Below are 17,694 nucleotides of genomic sequence, written 5' to 3' on the forward strand. Positions count from 1 at the left end.
GAATGGCGGTTTCTTAACGCTCCGTTCGCGGGGCGTGAACGGCCCGACAACGGGGGCGGGGTATTTCTCAAGGAGCACCAGAGGAGCAGATCATTTTGGAAGCTGAACGGGTCCTGGTCATTGGCGTCGGCCGGATTGGAGCGGTGACGGCGGTGGGGCTGGCACACCTCCTTCACGACGTGACGGGGGTGGATACGAACGCGGGGCGAGTGGAGGAGCTCCAGGCGGGGCGGCTGCGGGAGGCGGAGCCGGGGCTGCGGGCTGCGCTGCGCAGCGCGCTGCGGCTGCGGCGGCTGCGGTTTGCCCAGGGTGTTGCTCCCGCCGGGTTCGATTTCGCGTTCCTGTGCGTTGATACCCCGCCGCTGCCGGGCGGCGAGCCGGACCTGCGCCAGCTGTTTGCGGCGGCGGAGTTCGCTGCGCAGACGGTGCGGACGGGCGGCATTGTGGTGACGCGCTCGACGGTGCCGCCGGGGACCGGGGACCGGCTCGAGGCGGCGCTGCGGGCAGCAGGGCGGGGCGACCTCTCTGTCGTGCATGTCCCGGAGTTTCTGCGCGAGGGGCGGGCCTGGGAGGACTTCCGGGAGCCGGACCGGATCGTCATCGGGGCTCGCGATGCCGCCCGGGCCGAGCGGGTGGCGCGGCTGTTCGCGGGGATTTCAGCACCGGTGTACTGCTGCGACCGGGTGACGGCGGAGCTGGCGAAGTATGCGGCGAATGCATTCCTTGCGACGACGGTGAGTTTTGCGAACGAGATGGCCGACCTGGCCGCTCGGCTGGGGGCTGACCCGGAGATGCTGTTCGAGACGCTGCGGGCAGACCGGCGCATCGGGCGGGAGGCGTATCTTGGCCCCGGGCTCGGATTCGGCGGCCACTGCCTGCCGAAGGACACCGCGGCGCTGGAGTACGTCGCGGCGACGCAGGGGCTGCCGCTCCACCAGCTGCGGGCGACGATCCAGGTGAACCGCGAGCGCGTGGGGCGGGCCGTTGCCTGGCTGGAGGAGACGCTGGGCGGGCTCGACGGACGCTGCATTGCGCTGCTCGGACTGGCGTTTAAGCCCGGGACGGATGACTTGAGGGAATCGCGGTCGCTGGCCCTTGCAGCGGAGTTGACGCTGCGCGGGGCCGAGGTGCGGGGGTACGACCCGCTGGTGCGAGCGGCTGCCGGGGTCCACTGCCCGGGGACGCTCCCGGCAGCGATCGAAGGGGCGGACGCGCTGGTCGTCGCGCATCGTACGGAGTGGGTGCGGGCAATCGACCCTGCTGATGCAGCGAAGCTGATGGCGCGGCATGCGGTGTTCGACGCGCCGGGCGGGATCGACCACCGGGCGTGGACGGCGGCGGGGTTTGTCACGAACCGCTGCCTGCGGGCGCCGGTGGCAGCAGCGGACGGGGCCGACCGGTGAGGGTTCTGCTGGCGACGGATTCGTTTCCGCCGAAGATTGATGGGGTTTCCGATACCGCCGCTATTGTGGCCCGCGTGCTGGGCCGGTTCGGGCATACGGCCCGGGTGATTGCGCCGGCGCCGGGGCCCGAGGAGGTGGAAGGGGCGCGTGTTGCGCGGATCGGTTCGATACCGGCGCCGCTCTACCCTGAGCTGCGGCTCGGGGTGGCGCTCGACCGGGTGGTGCGGATTGCGCGGTCGCGGTGGGACGGGGCGATTGTCCTGACGCCGGGCCCGATCGGGGCGACGGTTGCGCTGGCGCTGCGCAGGGAGACGCCGCTGCTCAATATCTACACGACGGATATCCCGCGGTATTTGCAGACGTACGGCATGCACCAGTTCGTGGGCGCGGCGACGTGGCTGCTGCGGCGGATGGCGGAGCGGTCGGAGCGGACGCTCTGCCCGACCCGGTTTGTGGAGGAGGAGCTGCGGGCGCTGGGGTTTCCGCGGCTGGAGGTCTGGGGCCGGGGCGTCGATACGGAGCTGTTCAACCCGGGCCGCCGGAGCGCGGCAATGCGTGCGCGCCTGGCCGGGGGCGAACCGGAACGGCCGCTCGTGCTGTACGTGGGGCGGCTGGCGAAGGAGAAGCGGCTGGAGACGCTGGCTGAGGTGGCGGAGGTGCTGCCCGGGGTGCGGCTGGCGCTGGTCGGCGATGGTCCGGAGCGGGCGCGGCTGGAGGAGCTGTTTGCCGGGAAGCCGGTGGTGTTCACCGGCTATTTGCGGGGGGTGGAGCTGGCGGAGGCGTTTGCTTCAGCGGATGTGTTCGTGTTCCCGAGCTGGACGGACACGTTCGGGCAGGTGGTGCTGCAGGCGATGGCGTGCGGGCTGCCGCCGGTGGTCGTGACGGGCTCGGCGACGGCGGAGCTGGTGCGTCCCGGGGTGTGCGGGCTGCATGTGGCGCCGGGCCGACCGGGGGCGCTGGCAGCTGCGGTGCGGCGCCTGGTGGAGGACGAGGGGATGCGGCGGTCGATGGGGATGGCTGCGGCCGCGCACGCACGGCGGTATTCGTGGGAGGCGCTGGTGCAGCGCCTGGTAGAGCTGCTCTCTCCCGGGGATGCGCCCGGGCAGGTGGATGTGCCCGGGGCACTGGCGAAGTAAGGCGCGAGTCAGTCGCCGGGGGCGGGGGCGAGGAAGTCAGCTGCGTCGCTGAGGAGCGCAGCGATCCAGGCAACGGCGGACGCGGCGAGCGCGGCGACGATGAGTTTCATACTGCAATCGTCGGATGGCGTGGTTAACAGCCGTGGAAGGCGGCGGAGGGCACGGGCTCGACGTCGCGAGGGGCCTCTTCGAGCGAGATAAACTCGCGGAAGAGTTCACGCTTCTTCTGGCGGTGGCGGTGCTCGGACGAGAGGAGGCGGTCGAGGAAGCGGGCTGCGGCGACGACGTGCGGGCCCTTATTCAACATGACGCAGTCGGCGCGGGTCGCGGCGGCAGCGTCGGTGATCTCGGGCCGGGCGGGCATGCCGTGGCGGGCGAGGGTCTCGAGGACCTGGGTTGCCCAGATCGAGGGGAGATGGGCGGCCTCGGCGAGGCAGAGGATGGCCTCCTGGTAGAGCGCGAGGTCATCCCAGCCGACTTCGATGGCGAGGTCGCCGCGGGCGACCATGACGCCGAACGACGGTCGGCGCAGCCCCTCGAGCAGGATTGGGACGAGCCGCCGAGCGGCGGCGCGGGTTTCGATCTTGGCGACGATGCCGTTGTTGTGGAGGCCGCGGAGGTCGAGCTCGGCGGCGAGACGCGCGATATCGGCCGGGGCGTGGACGAAGGAGAGGCCGACGAGGTCGGCGAAGCTTGCTGCGGCATCGAGACTGGCGATGTCGTCGGCAGTAAGGGCAGGGAGGGGGAGAGGGACGCCCGGGAAGTTCAGCCCTTTTTCGGGACGGAGGCGACGCCGCCGGCCGACCGGGGCTTCAAGGAGGATTTCGACCCAGGCTTCGGTCACTGCCACGACGGTGCCGGCGAACTTGCCGTCGTCGATCGCGACCGGGTGACCCGGGGCGATGACCCGGAGGGCTTCAGGATGACTGCAGGGGAGCGCGGGGATGTCGTCGCCCGGGGAGCCGGCGAGCGGTTCGGCGGAGCGAAGGAGGCGGAGGCGGTCGCCGGCACCGAGGCGGATTTCGCCGGCGAAGGTCCCGATGCGGAGGCGGGGGCCGGAGAGGTCGAAGAGGATATGGCAGCGCCGGGGCGGGGGTGTGCCCTGGCGTTCGAGCTCGAGCTCCGCGTGGCGGACTGCATCGGCGAGGGCCTGCCAATCGGCGGGGCGGCCGTGGGCGGCGTTAATGCGGGCGACGTCCATGCCGGCGCGGAGGAGTTCGATGCAGTGGAGCACCGGGTCGGGGACGGTGTGGTCGAGGGTGACCATGATGCGGGTCGTCCGGCCGGGCCTGGGACGGCCGAAGAGGCGGACGGTGCGCTCTTCCTGGAGGCGGAGCGCCTGTTCGCGCGAGGGGACGAAGGCGCGGGGCGCCGTGCCGGCCAGCCAGGCGCGGACCTGCTCAAGTGAATCCAGGACGTTCGGTTCGAGGCGGCCGAGCGAACTGAGGCCGAGGTCTGCGAGGGCGACCTGGATATCGGCGATATCACGGGTGCGGAGGGCGCGGTAGGCGAGGAGGTTGGCGGCACTGGTTGCGGCATCGCCGACCAGGCTTGGCGGGACGGCTGCGGCAGCACGCAAGGCCTGGTCCTGGAGTTCTTCCAGGCGGCGCAGGAGAACCGAGCGCTCCATCCCAACGATCGTCGCGAACCGTCGGAAAACAGGCCGTTAACGGCCGGCTCCGTCAGGCGAGGCGGACCAGCGTGCGGCCGCGGACTTTGCCCTGGAGGATATCGGCGCAGACGGCGGGGACGCCATCGAGGTCGGTTTCGACGGCGATGGAATCGAGCAGGCCACGGGGTTTGAGGTCGGTAGCGAGGCGCTGCCAGGTGCGCTGCCGGCGGTCCATCGGCGTGAAGACGGAGTCGATGCCGAGGAGGTTCACGTTGCGCAGGATGAAGGGGTAGACGGTGGTGGTGATGGCGTTGCCGCCGGTGAGGCCGCTGAGGGCGATGCTGGCGCCGTACTTCATGGTGCGGATGAGGTAGGCGGTGGTGGCGCCGCCAACGGGGTCGACTGCGCCGGCCCAGCGCTCGGATTCGAGCGGGCGGGTGCTTTCGGCGCTGACCTCTTCGCGGGAGAGGATTTCGGAGGCGCCGAGTTCGCGCAGGTAGGCGTGTTCGGAGGCTTTGCCGGTGCTGGCCGCGACGGTGTAGCCGGCCTGGGCGAGCATGGCGACGGCGGTGGAGCCGACGCCGCCGGTGGCGCCGGTGACGATGACGGTGCCGTTTTCGGGGCGCAGGCCGTTATGTTCGAGGGCTTCGAGGGAGAGCGCGGCGGTGAAACCGGCGGTGCCGATGGCCATCGCCTCTTTGAGTGTCAGGCCGGGCGGGAGGGGCATGACCCAGTCGCCGGGGACGCGGGCGAGCTCGGCGAAGCCGCCGGGGTGGCTGACGCCGACGTCGTAGCCGGTGACGACGACCTCCTGGCCGGGAGCAAAGCGGCTGTCGGAGGATTCCAGGACGACGCCGGCGAGGTCGACGCCGGGGACCATGGGGTAGGTGCGGATGACGCGGCCAGTGGGGGAGAGGGCGAGGCCGTCCTTGTAGTTGATGGAGCTCCAGTGGACGCGGATGGTGACGTCCCCGGGCGGGAGGTCGGCCTCGGAGAGTTCGCGGACGGCGACAGAGAAGGCGTCGCCCTGCTTATCAACGACGAGGGCGCGGTAGGTCATGCGGAGGCTCCTGGGGAGGGTGTGGGGGAAAGGGTGCGGTGCAGCGGGAAGAGAAGCAAGGAGGGAGGAGGGAGCACCGCCCGGCCGCCCGGCCAGCCCCGAGGGAGGAGGGAGGAGGTTGGAGGCTGGAGCCGGCAGCGGGGAGCGGTGAGCGGGGTAGAATGCGGGGACGTGCCGTTTGGGAGGGAGCGCCGATGAGTGAGGAGCTGCGGGCGGACCGGTTCCGGGTGGAGGTCGCGGCGCCGCGGGGGTTCCGGCAGGCGTTCGTGCGGGAGGGGGTCGGCGGGGTGCCGCTGCTGCTGGTGCACGGCTGGCCGGAGACGAAGCGGATCTGGTGGCGGAACATCGGGGTGCTGGCCGCGGCGGGCTTCGAGGTGATTGCGCCGGACCTGCGCGGCTTCGGCGATTCGGACGTGGGGCCCGACGGCTTCCACGATGTGCCATCGCACGCGCGGGACCTGTATGCGCTGGTGCACGATGTGCTGGGGCACGAGCGGGTAGTGGCGGTCGGCGGCGACCTCGGCGGGCCGGTGATCCAGGACCTTTCGCTGCGGTACCCGGGGTTCGTTGACCGGATGGTACTGTTCAATTCGCCGCTTCCGTACGACCGGGAGCTGATGGCGGGGCTGCGGACGCGGTCGCCGCGGGAGGCGATGGACTACTACATCCGGCAGGGGACGGATGCCGACGGGCTGGCGGCGGAGCTGGCGACGCCGGAGATGCGGCGGCGGTACATTGCGACGTTCTATACGTCGCGGTTCTGGGCGCACCCGGGGGCGTTCACGCCGGAGGCGGTGGAGTTCATGACGGAGCCGTTCGCGGACGGGGCGAAGCTGCGGGCGAGCTTCGGGGCGTACGAGGCGTCGTTCCGGGAGTCGGCGCGGAGCGAGCCGTCAGCGATGGCGGCGCCGAACCCGACGCGGACGTTCATCCTGTTCGGGCCAAGCGACCACGTGATCTATCCGGACTTCGACCTGATGGCAGCGCGGGTGTTCCCGGAGCATGCGGGGCCGTTCCTGCTGCGGGATTGCGGGCATTTCGTGCAGTGGGAGGCGGCGCACGCGCTGAACTCGGCGGTCATTGCGTGGTGCGGGGACCTGCTGGCGGCGGGGCGTCAGTAGTTCGAGGGTCGCCAAGCGGCGACAGCCCGGTCGACGCGCGATCGAGCGGCAGTGGACCTGGAGGGAAGAGCTGGCCTGCCTCACCGGCCTCCGCGGAGGATGTGGTCGCCGACGGCGAGGAGGGTCTCCAGCGGGACCTCGCCCCGAATAACCGTCAGGATGCCGTCGCGGTAGGTCACCAGCGCTGCCTCGCCGACCCCATGGTCGGGGAGAATCGGGACGGCAACGGCGGCCGGGCCGCCGGCCACCTCCATCTCCCGCACGCGCGGAGCGGGCACCCGGAGAGACGCGGCCGGGGGACCGTTCCTCGGTTCGAGGCTGCTTTTGGTGACGGTGAGACCGCCTCCCCGGAACACCCCGGCCGGGTCCGGGTCGAACGCGTAGTCAACAGTCACCTCGAGGGGCCGGCCATCATCCTCACAGACGATCACCCACCCGAGATGACCGCCTTTGAACCCCTGGAGGGGGAGGCTGAGCGGGAGGTCGAGCCGGGTGCCGGCTGCGTCTTTGAGCGTTCCCCAGCGGGCTTTGGAGCAACGGGGCAACTGGTCGACGCCATGGTCGGCGTCGGGCCCGATGCGGACGCCGGCGAGCACGCCGTCGAACCGGGGCAGCTCACGGTCGGCATCCTGGTAAGGCACGTACCAGAGCGGCTGGCTGGTGTCGGGGTCGAGGGGGAGGCCGGTGTACGGGTCGACCCCGGCGGAGCCTGTGGGTGTGGCTGTGGCTGTCCCGGGCGCCGGGGTCGCCGTGGCTGCCGGAGCTGCCGGCGTACCGGCCGCAGCCGCCGGGGCCGACCCATCATCGCCGCCGAGCTGGCGGCCGACGGCGAAACCCACCACGCCAAGCGCCAGCACCGCCGCGAGGGTGCCGGCGACGCCCAGGACACGTTTCTTCGTCATCTCGCTCCTCAGTTGAAACGGATGGAGCCAGAGTACCGAATTGCGGGGGGAGGGGTGCGTCAACTATCGCCGGTTGGCGCGCGGTCACGATTGGGCGGACGCGCCGGGCGGGAATGGCGCGGGCAGTGCTTCAGTCAGCGGGGCGGGACTCGCGGTGCTCGCGGAGGGCGCGCTCGCTGGCGGTCTCCGGGCGGGCGTCGGGGCGCTTGCGGGCGGGCCGGGACCCGGGCCGGGCGGCGGCAGCAGCAGCATCGCGGGCGGCGCGGGCATCGATGCGGCCTGCTGCGGCGGCGGCGCGGTCGGAGACATCTGCCGCCCCATCGGTGCCGGGGGCGCGGCCGTTGGCCGGCGGTGTGGGGACCGGCGCGGCGGCGCCGCGGCCTGAACGGCGGGTCCGCGCGGCCGGGCCAGGCTCCGTTGCGGCAGGGGCGGCAGCGGCGAGTGTCCCGGCGGCTTCGAGGATGGGACGGAGGTAGCGCCCGGTGAAGCTGGCGTCGACCAGAGCGACATCCTCAGGGGTGCCGGTGGCGATAACCTGGCCGCCGCGGTCGCCGCCGAGGGGGCCGAGGTCGATGATGTGGTCGGCCGACTTGATGACGTCGAGGTGGTGTTCGATGACGACGACGGTGTTGCCGCTATCGACGAGGCGGTGGAGGACGTCGAGGAGGTGGGCCACGTCCTGGAAGGCGAGGCCGGTGGTGGGTTCGTCGAGGACGTAGAGGGTGCGGCCGGTGGAGCGGCGGGAGAGTTCGGCGGCGAGCTTGATGCGCTGGGCTTCGCCTCCGGAGAGGGTGGTGGCAGGCTGCCCGAGTTTGATGTAACCGAGGCCGGTGGCTTCGAGGGTGTCGAGGATGCGCTTGATGCGGGGGAACCGTTCGAAGAACTCGACGGCCTCAGAGACGGTCATATCGAGGACTTCGGCGATGTTCTTGCCGCGGAAGGTGATTTCGAGAGCTTCGCGGTTGTAGCGCTTGCCGTGGCAGGCCTCGCAGGGGACGGTGACGTCGGGGAGGAACTGCATTTCGACGACTTTGTAGCCGTCGCCGGCGCATTCTTCGCAGCGGCCGCCTTTGACGTTGAAGGAGAAGCGGCCGGCTTTGTAGCCGCGGGCGCGGGCTTCGGGGACGGAGGCGAAGAGGTCGCGGATGAGGGTGAAGGCGCCGGTGTAGGTGGCCGGGTTGGAGCGGGGGGTGCGGCCGATGGGCGATTGGTCGATATCGACGACCTTGTCGATGTGTTCGAGCCCTTCGATGGTGTCGTGGGCGCCGGGGCGCTGGCGGGCGCCGTGGAGGACCTGGAGGGCACGGGGCACGAGGATGTCGGTGATGAGCGAGGATTTGCCGGAGCCGGAGACGCCGGTGACGGCGACGAACTTGCCGAGGGGGATCTCGACGGTGATGTTGCGGAGGTTGTTCTCGCGGGCGCCAACGATGCGCAGGGACTTGCCGTTGCCGGGGCGGCGCTGCTTCGGCACGGGGATCTGGCGGCGGCCGGAGAGGTAGGCGCCGGTGATGCTCTCGGGGGAGTCGAGGATGGCGGAAAGCGGACCTTCCGCGACGACGCGGCCGCCGTGGATGCCGGCGCCGGGCCCCATATCGATGATCCAGTCGGCGGCGCGCATCATGGCCTCGTCGTGCTCGACGACGAGGACGGTGTTGCCGAGGTCGCGGAGGCGTTCGAGGGTGCGGATGAGGCGGTCGCCATCGACGGGGTGGAGGCCGATGGAGGGTTCGTCGCAGATGTAGAGAACGCCCATGAGGGCGGAGCCGATCTGGGTGGCGAGGCGGATGCGCTGGGATTCACCGCCGGAGAGGGTGCCGGAGACGCGGTCGAGGGTGAGGTAGTCGAGGCCGACGTCGACGAGGAATTCGAGGCGGGAGCGGATCTCTTTAAGGACCTGGGCAGCGATCGCCTGGTCGCGCGGGGAGAGCGGGGTTTCGGGGCCGGCGAGGCGGTCGAACCAGGCGCGGGCCTCGGCGATGCTCATGGCGGTGACGGCCGTGATCGGCTGGCCATCGACGAGCACGGAGAGGGCCTCGGGCCGGAGGCGGCGGCCCCTGCACTCGGGGCAGGGGATGGCGGCCATGTATTTTTCGATCTCGGCGCGGACGTAATCGGAGTCGGTTTCTTTGTAGCGACGCTGGAGGTTGGGGATGACGCCTTCGTAGCGGGTGTCGTAGACCTGGGTGCGGCCGTACTGGTTGGTGAAGCGGAGGCGGAGGAGCTTCTCGCCGGTGCCGTAGAGGAGGGCGTTGAGCTGAGCCTCGGTCAGCTCGGCGATGGGCGTGTGGATGGAGAAGCCCTGGTCTTCGGCGACGGCTTCGAGCTGGCGGAGGTACCAGCCGGCGACGCTGGGGGATTTCGACCACGGTTCGACGGCGCCCTGGGCGATGGACTTTGAGCGGTCGGGGATGACGAGCGCGGGGTCGATCTGCATTTCGACGCCGAGCCCGGTGCAGCGGGGGCAGGCGCCGTGGGGGCTGTTGAAGGAGAAGGTGCGCGGCTCGATTTCGCCGATGGAGGTGCCGTCGTAGGGGCAGGCGAAGTGCTCGGAGAAGATGCGCTCGGCGGGGGGCTGGGGGGCATCGGCGGGAGCGCCGCCGGCGTAGCCGACGATCATGACGCCCTGGCCGACCTTGAGGGCCTGTTCGACGGAGTCGGCGATGCGGCTTGCGGCGGCGGGGTCGGAACCGGGTTCGGGGACGACGAGGCGGTCGACGACGACGTCGATATCGTGGCGCTTCTTTTTGTCGAGGGCGGGGAGCTCATCGATGTCGTAGACCTGGCCGTCGACGCGGACGCGGACGAAGCCGGCGCGGCGGGCTTCATCGAAGATGCCGGCGTGCTCGCCCTTTTTGGCGCGGGCGACGGGGGCAAGGAGGAGGAGGCGGGAGCCGGGCGGGTAGGCGAGGGTGGCATCGACGATCTGCTGGACGGTCTGGCGTTCGATGGGGCGGCCGCAGACGGGGCAGTGGGGTTTGCCGATGCGGGCCCAGAGGAGGCGCATGTAGTCGTAGATTTCGGTGACGGTGCCGACCGTGGAGCGCGGGTTATTGGACGTGGACTTCTGGTCAATGGAGATGGCGGGGGAGAGGCCGTCGATGTGGTCGACATCGGGTTTTTCCATGAGCCCGAGGAACTGGCGGGCGTAGGCGGACAGGGATTCGACGTAGCGGCGCTGGCCTTCGGCGTAAATGGTGTCGAAGGCGAGGGAGGATTTGCCGGAGCCGGAGAGGCCGGTGATGACGACGAGGCGGTCGCGCGGGATGCGGACGTCGATGTTCTTGAGGTTATGCTCGCGGGCGCCGCGGACGATGATGTGGTCGAGGGGCACGTAGGGCCTTTCCGGCGGGGGAGCATGTGGGCGCGGGAGGGCGCCGGGATCGAGTGTACCGCCGTCGCGCCCATGTGGATGGTAGCGCCGACACGAACGTTTGTTCAATGCGCGGCGGCTACCGCAGAAGGGGCGGGCGGCCGATGCTGTGGGCGTGCAGGCGCTGCAGCTCGGGCTGGGACTGCCGGCGACGGTGGCGGTGCCCTGCCTGCAGCCGTTCGGGGCGCGGGACTGGCAGGTTGCGGCGGCCGGCGGGGCAGGGGCTAGCGTCGCACCCGATAGCGGCAGTAGAGCTCGCCGGTGGCTTCGTTCGGGACGGCGGAGACGAGTTCGAGCTGCTTCATGGTGCGGCGGGTGAAGGCGCGGTCGCCTTCGACCGGGGTCAGGGTGTCTCGGCCGGCGACGATGCGGGGACCGATGGTGATGAACAGCTCGTCGACGGCGTCGATAGCGAAGAGGCCGGCGTTCAGGGTGGGGCCGCCTTCGCAGAGGAGGAGGCTGGCGCCGAGTTCGCTGCGCATGTGGCTGAGCATGGCGGCGAGGTCGTTGCGTTTCGGGAGGAGGACGACCTGCCGGCCGGTGGCGCGGAGTGCGCGGACGCGGTCGGCGGGGGCGCCGCGGGCGACGTAGACCACGGCGTCGAAGTCGGGGGCGGTGAAGAAGATGCGGTCGAGGGGGAGATTGGCGGAGGCGGTGATCGTGGCGGCGATGGGGAGCCCCTCGCGGCCGCGGGCCGCGCGGATGGTTTCGAGGATGGGGTCGCCGAGGCGGGATGAGGAGCCGCTGACGCGAAGGGTTTCGGCGCCGTTGAGGACGATATCGGCGTGGACGCGGAGCTCGCGCATGAGGCGCTGGTCGATGCGCGAGCCGAGCCCCTGCTCGGTGCCATCGACGACGGTCTTGCCATCGACCGACATGACCATGTTGATGATGACGTAGGGGCGGCCGTCCGGCGGGGCGGGGAATTCGAGCGCGGTGTAATCGGGCTTGGGCATGGGGGCAGGTTACTGGAAGCGGCGGAAGATGGCCGCGAGGAGGGAGAGGACGACGGAGAGGAGGACCATGGTGGTGATGGGGATGTAGACCCGGGTGTTGCCGGATTCGATGCGGATGTCGCCGGGGAGGCGGCCGAACCACGAGAAGGCGCCGATGGCGACGAGGGCGCCGATGACGACGAGGGCGACGCCGACGATGACGACCAGGAGGCCGAGGCTGCGGGGTTCCATCGCGGTTCAGGCTGAGCCGGGGAGGTCGCGTGCGGGGTCGAGGGGGCGGTAGTAGCAGGTCGCATGCCCGGTGTGGCAGGCGGGGCCGGCGGGCCGCGCTTTGACGAGGAGCGAGTTGGCCTCGCAGTTCTTGGCGATGGAGACGAGGGCGAGGGTGTTGCCGGAGGTTTCGCCCTTCTGCCAGAGCTGGCCGCGGGAGCGGCTCCAGAAGGTGACGAGGCCGGTTTCGAGGGTGCGCCGGAGGGCCTCTTCGTTCATGTAGGCCAGGACCAGGACCTCGCCGGTGTCGGCATCCTGCACGACTGCGGGCACGAGGCCATCGGGGCCGAAGGCCAGGCGCTCGACTTCGCTCATGGGACGGGCTCCGGTTCGGGCACGGGCCGGACGGGGATGCCGCGAGCCGCGAGGTACTCCTTCACCTGCCGGATGGTGTAGGTGCCGAAGTGGAAGATGCTGGCGGCGAGGACGGCATCGGCGCGGCCTTCGGTGAGCGCGGCAGCCATGTGCTCGGGGCCGCCGGCGCCGCCGGAAGCGATGACGGGGACGGGAACAGCGTCGGAGATGGCGCGGAGGAGTTCGAGGTCGTAGCCCTGCTGGTGGCCGTCGGCGTCCATGCTGGTGACGAGGAGCTCGCCGGCGCCGCGGCGGGCTGCTTCGACGGCCCATTCGACGGCATCGAGGCCGGTCGGCATGCGGCCGCCGTGGGAGTAGACCTCCCAGGCGCCGGGGACGCCGTCGATGCGGCGGGCATCGATGGCGACGACGATGCACTGGCTGCCGAAGCGGTCGGCGCCGCTGGAGATGAGGTCGGGGTCCTGGATGGCGGCGGTGTTGATGCTGACCTTTTCGGCGCCGAGCTCGAGCATGACCTTCATGTCGGCGGTGGAGCGGATGCCGCCGCCGACGGTGAAGGGGATGAAGACCTGTTCGGCGGTGGCGGCGACCATGTCGTACGTCGTGACGCGGTCTTCAGCGGAGGCGGTGATATCGAGGAAGACGAGCTCATCGGCGCCGGCGGCTTCGTAAGCGCGGGCGAGTTCGACGGGGTCGCCGGCGTCGCGGAGCTGGACGAAGGAGACGCCTTTGACCACGCGGCCGCGGTCGACGTCGAAGCAGGGGATGATGCGCCGGGTGAGCATGATTCGATTGTGGGGCCGGGAGACGGGCGATGTCGACCGCGGGCCGTCCGTGGCTACGGCGCAGCTACAGCTGCGAGGGCTTCGCGGAGGGTGAAGCGGCGTTCGTAGAGGGAGGTGCCGACGATGGCGCCCTCGCAGCCGATGGCGGCGAGTTCGCGGAGGTGGTCGAGGGAGGAGATGCCGCCGGAGGCGATGACCGGGCAGCGGACGGCCGCGAGGAGGTCGCGGTAGGCCTGGAAGTTCGGTTCGGAGAGGGTGCCGTCGCGGGAGATGTCGGTGAACATGATGCGGGCGACGCCGGAGGCATCGAGCCGGCGGGCGAGGTCGAGCGCTCGGACGTTGCTACCGTGTAGCCACCCATCGGTGCGGACCTCGCCGTCGCGGGCGTCGATGGCGACGACGATGGCGGGCCCGAACCGTTCGATGGCGGCGCGGGTGAGCGCGGGGTCTTTGACGGCGATGGAGCCGAGCTGGACGCGGTCGGCGCCGCGGGCGAGGGCGGCCTCGATGGCCTCGAGGGTGCGGATGCCGCCGGAGACTTCGACCGGGATGGCGACCGCGCGGCAGATGGCTTCGATGACGGCGGTATTGACCGGGCGGCCTTCGCGGGCACCGTCGAGGTCGACGACGTGGAGGCGCGGGGCGCCCTCGGCCTGCCACTGGCGGGCGACGGCGACGGGGTCATCGCTGTAGGCGGTTTCGCGGCTGTAGTCGCCCTGGCGCAGGCGGACGCAGCGGCCGCCGCGGAGGTCGATGGCGGGAATGATTTCGAAGCTCACGGGGCAGCGGCAGCCGCGGGGACCGGGGCCCCGTCGCGGGCCCAGCGGACGAAGTTGGCGTAGAAGCGGAGGCCATCGCGGCCACTTTTTTCCGGGTGGCACTGCGTAGCCACAAGGTAGCCACGCGCCAGCACGGATGGAAAGCGGAGACCGTATTCGGTTTCGCCGAGGACGAGCGAGGCGTCGGGCGTGGTGGGATGGTAGGAGTGGACGAAGTAGAAGTAGCTGCCGGAGGGGATGCCCTCGGTGACGGGGTGGGGGTAGCGCCACTCGATGGTGTTCCAGCCCATGTGGGGCACTTTCAGGCCCGGCTGCGCGGGGAAGCGGCGGACGACGCCGGGGAGGATGCCGAGGCACTCCTGGCCGCCTTCTTCTGAGCGTTCGAGGAGGGTCTGAAGGCCCATGCAGACGCCGAGGAAGGGCCTGTCCGCGGCGATGTATTCGCGGATGGGCTCGATGAGGCCGCGCTCGCGGAGGTTGCGCATCGTATCGGCGGCGGCGCCGACACCGGGGAGGACGAGGGCGCCGGCGGCGGCGATGTCGGCGGGCTCGGCGCTGACGAGGGGGCTGGCCCCGACGAAGTCGAGGGCGCGGGCGACGCTGCGGAGGTTGCCGGCGTCGTAATCGATGACGACCACGCGGTCTCGCATGGGGCGAGTGTATCACGGGCGCTCTGCGCGGCCGGGGCTATACTTCGGGCCATGCGCCCGGTGCCGAAGACCCAGTACGAAGCGCGGCTGCGGAGCGAGGAGCTGCGGTCGCTCATCAACTACCACAACCGTCTCTACTACGAGCTGAACCAGCCTGAGATCCCGGACGAGGTTTACGACGACCTGATGAACGAGCTCCGGGCGATCGAGGCGGCCTACCCGGAGCTGATTACGCCGGATTCGCCCACGCAGCGGGTGGGCGGCGCGCCGCTGCCGACGTTCGAGGTGGTCGAGCACCGGGTGCCGCTGCTCAGCCTTTCGAACTGTTTCAGCGAGGAGGAGTTGCGGGCGTGGCACCGGCGGGCGGCGGAGCGGCTGGGGATGGAACGGTTCGCACTGGTTTCGGAGCCGAAGATCGACGGGCTGGCGATTGCGCTGGTGTACGAGCGCGGGCGGTTCGTGCAGGGCGCCACGCGGGGCGACGGCTATCACGGCGAGAACGTGACCGAGAACCTGCGGACGATCCCGACGATCCCGAAGCAGCTGCGCGGGAATTACCCGGAACGGTTCGAGGTGCGCGGCGAGGTCTACATGCCGCGGAGCGGCTTCGAGGAGCTGAACGCGGCGATCGGCGAGGAGAACCTGCGGCGGGAGCAGGAGGGGAAGAAGCCGCTGCCGATGTACGCGAACCCGCGGAACGCGGCGGCGGGAGCCGTGCGGCAGAAGGACCCTTCGGTGACGGCGTCGCGGCCGCTGGCGATGTTCGTCTACCAGCTCGGCTGGTGCGAGGGTCCGCACCCGGAGAGCCACTTCGAAATCCTCGGCTGGCTCCGGGAGATGGGGTTCACCGTCAATCCGGAGGCGCGGCTCCACCCGGACCTGGAGGACGTGTTCCCGCGGATCGACTGGTGGGGCCGCGAGCGGGAGCGGCTGGACTACGACATCGACGGGGTGGTCATCAAAGTTGACGACACGCGGGCGTGGGAGCTGCTCGGCGCGGTGGGCCGCGAGCCGCGCTGGGCGACGGCGTTCAAGTTCCCGCCGCAGCAGCGGACGACGAAGCTGCTGGACATCCAGGTGAACGTTGGGAGGACCGGCGTGCTGACGCCGTTTGCGGTGCTGGAGCCGGTGGTGGTCGGCGGGGCGCGGGTCTCGCTGGCGACGCTGCACAACGAGGGGGACATCCGGCGGAAGGACATCCGCATCGGCGACACGGTGATTGTGCAGCGGGCGGGGGAAGTGATCCCGCAGGTGGTGGGCCCGGTGGTGCAGCTGCGGACGGGGGAGGAGCGGGAGTTCGTGATGCCGGACCGGTGCCCGGCATGCGGGACGCCGGTTTCGCGCGACCCGGACCAGGCAGCGGTCTACTGCCCGAACGCGGCCTGCCCGGCGCAGCAGATCCGGCTCATCGAGCACTTTGCGAGCAGGTCGGCGATGGACATCGAGGGGCTGGGCGAGAAGATGGCGATTCAGCTGTACCAGAGCGGCCTGGTGCGGAACGTGGCCGACCTGTACTCGCTCACGAAGGAGCAGCTGCTGCGGCTGGAGAAGGTACAGGAGAAGACGGCGGAGAACCTGCTGCGCGGGATTGCGGCGAGCAAGAGCCGGCCGCTGCCGAATGTGCTGTTCGCGCTGGGCATCCGCCATGTGGGGATGGAGACGGCCCGACTGCTGGCGGAGCATATCGGCAGCCTCGACCGGCTGCTCGACGTGAAGGCGGAGGAGCTCCAGCAGATCGAGGGGATCGGGCCGGTGGTCGCCGCGAGCATCGAGAACTGGGTGCAGCGGCCGGAGAACCGTGCGATTGTCGAGCGGCTGGTCGCGGCGGGGGTGAACCCGCGGTTCGAGCGGCCGGCGGCGGGCGCGGGGCCGCTGGAGGGGCTGACGATTGTGGTGACCGGCCGGCTGGAGCGGATGAGCCGCGCCGAGGCCGAGGACGCGATCCGGGCGCGCGGCGGGAAGGTGGGGAGCTCCGTGACGAAGGCGACGGATTTCCTGGTGGTGGGCGCGGATGCCGGTTCGAAGCTGGCGAAGGCGGAGAAGCTCGGGACGCGGATGCTGACGGAGGAGGAGTTCCTGGCGCTGCTGGAGCGGGGGCCGGGGGCAGTTTCGGATGCTTCGTGAACGGTTGTAACCGTTTTCGAAGCACGGAATGTGGCGCGGTTCGCCGGGCGTGGTGATGGCGGGTATACTCTGAATCTGACTACCCCGCGGGTTTCTGCGGTTCGGAAGACAGGTTCACGCCCTTGGCGTTTCCCAATATTTTCGGTTCGCTGTTTGGGTTTTTATCGCACGATATCGCCATCGACCTGGGGACGGCGAACACCCTGGTGATGGTGAAAGGCCGGGGGATCGTCATCGACGAGCCGTCGGTGGTGGCGATCGACCGGACGACGAAGAAGATCCTGGCGATTGGCGCCGAGGCGAAGCGGATGGTGGGCCGGACTCCGGCGAACATTGTGGCGGTGCGGCCCCTGCGCGACGGGGTGATTTCGGACTTCGAAGTCACCGAGAAGATGCTGAGCTACTTCATCCGGGCGGTGCACGACCGGAGCTTCCTGGCGCAGCCGCGGGTGGTGGTGGGCATCCCGAGCGGCGTGACGGAGGTTGAGAAGCGGGCGGTGCACGACGCGGCGCTGAACGCGGGCGCGCGGGCGTGCTACCTCATCGAGGAGCCGATGGCGGCGGCGATCGGCGCCGGTTTACCGGTCATGGACGCGGCCGGGTGCATGATTGTCGACATCGGCGGCGGCACGACGGAGGTGGCCGTCATTTCGCTCGGGGGCATGGTCGTGAGCACGTCGATCCGCGTTGCCGGCGACGAGATGGACCAGGACATCATCGCGTATGCGCGGCAGGTGCATAACCTGCTCATCGGCGAGCGGACCGCGGAGGAGATCAAGAAGCTGGCGGGTTCAGCGGCGCCGCTGGACCCGGAGGAGACGATCGAAATCCGGGGGCGCGACCTTGCCACGGGGCTGCCGAAATCGGTCGAGGTGAGCACCGTCGAAATCCGGGACGCGCTGGCGGGTTCGATTGCGGCGATTGTGGAGGCGGTCCGCTCCTCTATTGAAGTGACGCCGCCGGAGCTGGTGAGCGACCTGATGGCGCACGGGATTGCGCTTGCGGGGGGCGGTGCGCTGCTGCGGGGGCTCGACCGGCGGCTTTCGCAGGAGACGCGGTTCCCGGTGTATGTGGCGGAGGACCCCCTGCTCTGTGTCGTGCGGGGCGCGGGCGAAGTGCTGGAAGAATCGGCGCTGCTGGAGAAGGTGCAGTCGCAGCTGGTGTCGCGACGGCCCGGGCGGTAGCATCGCCGTGCGCCTCGAGGGACC

Annotated in this window: 15 protein-coding genes; 5 read left to right on the plus strand and 10 right to left on the minus strand. The window is 70.4% G+C overall.

What is annotated here, in order from left to right:
- Window positions 1–95: 95 nt before the first annotated feature.
- Complete coding sequence (locus A9A59_RS12360; protein ID WP_165772717.1) at window positions 96–1,403, plus strand: UDP-glucose dehydrogenase family protein; 1,308 nt, start codon at window positions 96–98, stop codon at window positions 1,401–1,403.
- Window positions 1,400–2,539, plus strand: coding sequence for a glycosyltransferase family 4 protein (locus tag A9A59_RS12365; RefSeq protein ID WP_165772718.1), 1,140 nt, complete (start codon window positions 1,400–1,402; stop codon window positions 2,537–2,539). The genes A9A59_RS12360 and A9A59_RS12365 overlap by 4 nt, the downstream gene beginning before the upstream one ends.
- A gap of 133 nt (window positions 2,540–2,672) precedes the next feature.
- Here A9A59_RS12365 and A9A59_RS12370 read toward each other — a convergent pair whose 3' ends face one another.
- Window positions 2,673–4,169, minus strand: coding sequence for a pyruvate kinase (locus A9A59_RS12370; RefSeq protein ID WP_098504558.1), 1,497 nt, complete (start codon window positions 4,167–4,169; stop codon window positions 2,673–2,675).
- A gap of 52 nt (window positions 4,170–4,221) precedes the next feature.
- The gene (locus tag A9A59_RS12375) at window positions 4,222–5,211 is read right to left on the minus strand and encodes an acrylyl-CoA reductase family protein (RefSeq protein ID WP_098504559.1); all 990 of its coding nucleotides are present in this window, start codon (window positions 5,209–5,211) and stop codon (window positions 4,222–4,224) included.
- A 194-nt stretch (window positions 5,212–5,405) separates the two neighbouring features.
- On the opposite strand from A9A59_RS12375, the gene A9A59_RS12380 reads away from it, so the two are divergent.
- Window positions 5,406–6,332 carry an alpha/beta fold hydrolase gene (locus A9A59_RS12380; protein ID WP_165772719.1) on the plus strand — a complete coding sequence of 309 codons (927 nt, stop codon included), beginning with the start codon at window positions 5,406–5,408 and terminating at the stop codon, window positions 6,330–6,332.
- A gap of 80 nt (window positions 6,333–6,412) precedes the next feature.
- On the opposite strand, the gene A9A59_RS12385 is transcribed toward A9A59_RS12380, so the two are convergent.
- The 8 genes from A9A59_RS12385 to hisH all read right to left on the minus strand — a co-directional run bounded on the left by A9A59_RS12385 (window position 6,413) and on the right by hisH (window position 14,362).
- The gene (locus A9A59_RS12385) at window positions 6,413–7,234 is read right to left on the minus strand and encodes a hypothetical protein (RefSeq protein WP_098504561.1); all 822 of its coding nucleotides are present in this window, start codon (window positions 7,232–7,234) and stop codon (window positions 6,413–6,415) included.
- A 130-nt stretch (window positions 7,235–7,364) separates the two neighbouring features.
- Window positions 7,365–10,568 carry an excinuclease ABC subunit UvrA gene (gene uvrA, locus A9A59_RS12390; protein WP_106427081.1) on the minus strand — a complete coding sequence of 1,068 codons (3,204 nt, stop codon included), beginning with the start codon at window positions 10,566–10,568 and terminating at the stop codon, window positions 7,365–7,367.
- Between the two features lie 263 nt (window positions 10,569–10,831).
- Window positions 10,832–11,563 carry a dihydrofolate reductase family protein gene (locus tag A9A59_RS12395; protein WP_098504562.1) on the minus strand — a complete coding sequence of 244 codons (732 nt, stop codon included), beginning with the start codon at window positions 11,561–11,563 and terminating at the stop codon, window positions 10,832–10,834.
- A 9-nt stretch (window positions 11,564–11,572) separates the two neighbouring features.
- A complete protein-coding gene (locus A9A59_RS12400) occupies window positions 11,573–11,794 on the minus strand; it encodes a DUF2905 domain-containing protein (RefSeq protein ID WP_098504563.1) in 222 nt (73 codons plus the stop codon).
- Window positions 11,795–11,800: 6 nt separating this feature from the next.
- Complete coding sequence (hisI, locus tag A9A59_RS12405) at window positions 11,801–12,148, minus strand: phosphoribosyl-AMP cyclohydrolase (protein ID WP_098504564.1); 348 nt, start codon at window positions 12,146–12,148, stop codon at window positions 11,801–11,803.
- Entirely contained in the window at window positions 12,145–12,936 is a 792-nt protein-coding gene (gene hisF, locus A9A59_RS12410; protein WP_423242400.1) for an imidazole glycerol phosphate synthase subunit HisF, read from the minus strand. The genes hisI and hisF overlap by 4 nt, the downstream gene beginning before the upstream one ends.
- A 50-nt stretch (window positions 12,937–12,986) precedes the next feature.
- Window positions 12,987–13,712, minus strand: coding sequence for a 1-(5-phosphoribosyl)-5-[(5-phosphoribosylamino)methylideneamino]imidazole-4-carboxamide isomerase (hisA, locus tag A9A59_RS12415; protein ID WP_098504566.1), 726 nt, complete (start codon window positions 13,710–13,712; stop codon window positions 12,987–12,989).
- Window positions 13,709–14,362: an imidazole glycerol phosphate synthase subunit HisH gene (hisH, locus tag A9A59_RS12420; protein WP_098504567.1), complete on the minus strand. Its 654-nt coding sequence runs from the start codon at window positions 14,360–14,362 to the stop codon at window positions 13,709–13,711. The genes hisA and hisH overlap by 4 nt, the downstream gene beginning before the upstream one ends.
- A 51-nt stretch (window positions 14,363–14,413) precedes the next feature.
- Between hisH and ligA the strand changes: the two genes are divergently transcribed.
- Window positions 14,414–16,486, plus strand: coding sequence for an NAD-dependent DNA ligase LigA (gene ligA, locus A9A59_RS12425; protein WP_098504568.1), 2,073 nt, complete (start codon window positions 14,414–14,416; stop codon window positions 16,484–16,486).
- Window positions 16,487–16,608: 122 nt separating this feature from the next.
- Entirely contained in the window at window positions 16,609–17,670 is a 1,062-nt protein-coding gene (locus tag A9A59_RS12430; protein WP_098504569.1) for a rod shape-determining protein, read from the plus strand.
- The last annotated feature ends 24 nt before the right edge of the window (window positions 17,671–17,694 follow it).

Origin of the sequence: Tepidiforma thermophila (assembly GCF_002563855.1) — a bacterium.
In the GTDB taxonomy this organism is placed as follows: Bacteria; Chloroflexota; Dehalococcoidia; order Tepidiformales; family Tepidiformaceae; genus Tepidiforma; species Tepidiforma thermophila.